At 65.3% G+C, this 3636-nt stretch carries 3 protein-coding genes; 2 read left to right on the forward strand and 1 reads right to left on the reverse strand.

Annotation, left to right across the window (positions count from 1 at the left end; translation table 11 throughout):
• The coding region (locus VMI09_13080; protein HTQ25621.1) for a secretin N-terminal domain-containing protein at positions 1 to 1343 on the reverse strand (1343 nt) is incomplete at its 3' end.
• Between the two features lie 366 nt (positions 1344 to 1709).
• On the opposite strand from VMI09_13080, the gene VMI09_13085 reads away from it, so the two are divergent.
• Positions 1710 to 2990 (forward strand): ABC transporter permease, encoded by a 1281-nt coding sequence (locus tag VMI09_13085; protein ID HTQ25622.1) that lies wholly within the window; start codon positions 1710 to 1712, stop codon positions 2988 to 2990.
• Positions 2983 to 3636 (forward strand): ABC transporter ATP-binding protein (locus tag VMI09_13090; protein HTQ25623.1); only part of this gene is annotated, 654 nt, incomplete at its 3' end. The genes VMI09_13085 and VMI09_13090, both read left to right, overlap by 8 nt.

Here is a 3636-nt window from a genome sequence, read left to right on the forward strand (position 1 = left end):
AGTTGTCCGACACCGATCGTGCTGCCGCTGATGTTGGTCGCGGCCTGCCAGTTGACCCCGATGTCGCGGGCGCGCTCGGCGCTGACCTCTACGATGATCGCCTGGACGAAAACCTGGATCCGGGGCACGTCGAGCTCTTCGATAACGCGGCGGAGCGTCTGGTAGTCCTGCGGCGCGGCGCTGATTATCAGCGAGTTGGTGGCCGGATCGCCTGTGATGTTTACCACGTTCTCAAAGTCGAGCGACTTGGAGGAAGCACCGCCGCCGCTCGCGCTGAGCGTTCCGCCACCGCCGCCGAGGCTGCCGCCACGGCTCCCCATCGACGATCCCATCCCCCCACCGAAGCTCGAGTTGGAGCCTCCAAAAGACGTGCTGGAGGTGCCCAAGCCGCCGACCCCGCCGCCGAAGCCCGAATTGAGCGAACCGCTGCTGCCGAAGCCGCCCGAGCCACCGCGGCCAAGCGAGTTGCGGCCGGTGGTCGGCGAGAGCGTCGACGGCGCACCGCCGCCGCCGAGCAGCCCGTTGAGCACCTGCACGATCTCGCCAGCCGTCGCGTTCCTGAGCCTGTACACGTGGATACGCGAGTTCTCGTTGGGCGGATGAACGTCGAGCTTGGCGATCAAATCTTTGATCGAGCGCATCTGTACCGGCCCGGCCAGCACGATCAGCGAGTTGGTGCGTTCGTCGGGAACTACCTTGAAGCCGCCGCTTGGCCCCTGCGCCGAGGGCGCCACCACGCCGAGGCCGGGACGCGGAAAGCGCCCGCCGGCGGCCTCCGGACCCGTCTCGCCATTCATGATCTTTTCGATCTGCGAGGCGACGTCGTCGGCGAACGCGAGCTGAAGCGGAATGACCTCGATATTCTGGCGCGTGCCCTGGACGTCGAGGCTGCCGACGATCCTGAGCAGGCGTTCGATATTGTAAGCGTTATCCGTGAGGATCAGCGTGTTGTCTTCGGGAAACGCGGCAACCAGGCCGTCATGCGAAACCATCGGCTGCACCACGCTGACCAGCGAGGCGGCGTCGATGTTCTTCAGCCGGACCATCCGCGTAACGTACGAATCGCCCCGATCCTCGCCGGGTTGCTGCGAGGTAGTAAGTGCGGCCGACTCGCGGACTTCGCGCGCGGGGACGATCTTTATCACCGGGCCGGCCTGCACGGTGGTAAAGCCCTTGACCTGGAGGACCGATTGAAAGATGGAATACGCTTGGGTGGGAGTGACCTTCGTTGGGGAGATGATGCTGACCTTGCCGCGGACGCTTTCGTCGACGACGAAATTCTTGCCCGTGATCTCGCTGATAAATTTGGCCAGGACCGGGATATCCACGTCCTGGAAATTCATCGTTATGAGATTCTGGTCTTGCGGCGGTGGATCCTCGGCCCGCACGCGCGCGCACAATGTGCAAGTCCAGAGTGCAAGGGCTAGTGCCCCCAACAACCAGCACTTCATCTGGATACCCCTCGGCGAAGACTCTCGGCCTTTATAGCGGTTCAGACAACGCCGTCGCAACCTTGCCCTCGTTTGCGATACTGTTATGGCTCAATGACTATGAAAAATGGCAAGCTCGCCGCCGATCAGCATGATTATTCTTGATTGGCACCGTAGGCCTCGCGCGGCCCTCATGGCAGGAATTCATGCCGTCGGAAGCCTTGCAACGCCGCGGTGCTGGCCGCCGCCAGACGCTAACCTGCCTTCATACGACCAACGGTGCGCTTCGAATATCTGATAGCGATGCGCTATCTGCGCGCGCGCAGGCGCGAGCGTTTCGTCTCGCTGATCGCTATCATTTCGCTCGCCGGCGTGGCGCTCGGCACGTTCGCGCTGACCGTGGTGTTATCGGTCATGAGCGGCTTCCAGGAGGATTTGCGCCAGCGCCTGCTCGCCTTTAACCCACACGTCACCCTCCAAAGCACCAACGCCGCAGCCTTCGATCCGGCCCCGCTTCTCCAGCGCATCCACGCGCTCCCCGGGGTCGAAGCGGCGGCGCCCTATGTGTCATCGCAGGTGATGGCGGTTTCCACCAATGCCGCGGGCGTGCCGGCCTACGTCGCAGGGGGAGTGCTGCGCGGAGTGATCGAGGCGAACAACCCGGTGCTGACCGAGCTTAGGGAAACGCTCAAGGACGGCGGCCTCGACGCTCTGGATCGGACTTTTCCGGCCACCGTCGTCGACGGCGGCGCCAAGCGCAGCGTGCAGCTGCCAGGCGCGATCATCGGCGACTCGCTCGCGCTCGAGCTGGGAATCCACACGGGAGACCCGCTCGTGCTAATCTCGCCCGCGAGTATCGGCGGCGGAGTCGGCGCTCCGCGCCTTAGGCGCTTCGTGGTCGGCGGGATGTTTCATTCCGGGATGTTCCAGTTCGACTCGTCGCTGATTTTCGTTTCGCTGAATAACGCCCGCGCCCTGCTCGCCGACGACCCGCAGCTCGAAAGCGGCCTAGAGATGCGGGTGCATAACCTGTTCGACGCCCCCGCCGTCGCAACGCGCATCGCGCGCCTTGCGGGCAGCGGCTTCACCGTGACCGACTGGACGCAGGCCAACTCGGCGCTGTTCTCGGCGCTCAAGCTGGAGAAGTTCACCTACTTCCTGGTGCTGATGCTGATCGTGCTGGTGGCGGCGTTCAATATCGTCGCCACGCTGGTGATGGTAGTGATGGAACGGCGCAAGGAGATCGCGATTCTGCGCGCGATGGGGGCGCGGGCCGCCTCGGTCGCCTGGATCTTTTTGAGCGAGGGCGCGGCGCTGGGCTTCGCCGGCACCGCCGTCGGCGTGCTCGGCGGTTTCGTCACCTCGTTCCTTATCGGCAAGTATCATCTTATTCATCTGCCGCCCGACATGTTCATGGTCAGCGCCGTACCGGTGCGGCTGTACCCGGTAAACTTCCTCGCCGTGGCGGCGGCGGCCGTGGTGCTGTGCCTGGGTGCGTCGCTCTACCCGGCTTTCAAGGCCCGCACGCTCTCGCCGGTGGAGATCCTCCGCTATGAGTGAGCGCAGCGCATCGGGTCCCGCCGCGGCCGTGGCGCCGGTACCCGGCGCCAACGGCGCGGAACTTCTGCTCAAGGCCGAAGGACTCTCGAAGAGCTTCTTCGACGCCGGCCGCGAAGTCCGGGTGCTGCGCGGACTCGAGCTCGAGGTGAGGGCCGGCGAGGAGGTGGCGATCGTCGGCCAATCGGGCACTGGCAAATCGACCCTGCTGCACGTGCTCGGGAGTCTCGAGACGCCGACCGCCGGCAAGGTTTACTTCGAGGGTCGGGACCTGTTCACGCTCGGCGAGCGGGCGCTCGCCGAGTTTCGCAACCTGAAGCTCGGCTTTGTCTTTCAGTTCCACTACCTGCTCGCGGACTTCACGGCGCTGGAGAACGTGATGATGCCGGCGCTGATTGCGCGGATGGCGGAGCCGGAGGCGGCGCGGCGCGCGGGCGAAGTGCTCGAGCTGGTGGGCCTCGCCGACAAGCTCGGACGGCGGCCGGCCGAGCTTTCCGGCGGCGAGCAGCAGCGGGTGGCGGTGGCGCGCGCGGTGGTACTGCATCCGCGCCTGGTGCTGGCCGACGAGCCGACCGGCAATCTCGATCCCAAGACCGCCGACGAGGTCTTCGCCATGCTGCGCGCGCTGATCGTCGAAACGCGTCTGGGC

The organism is Candidatus Binataceae bacterium, from assembly GCA_035500095.1.
Classification (GTDB): Bacteria; Desulfobacterota; Binatia; order Binatales; family Binataceae; genus JAKAVN01.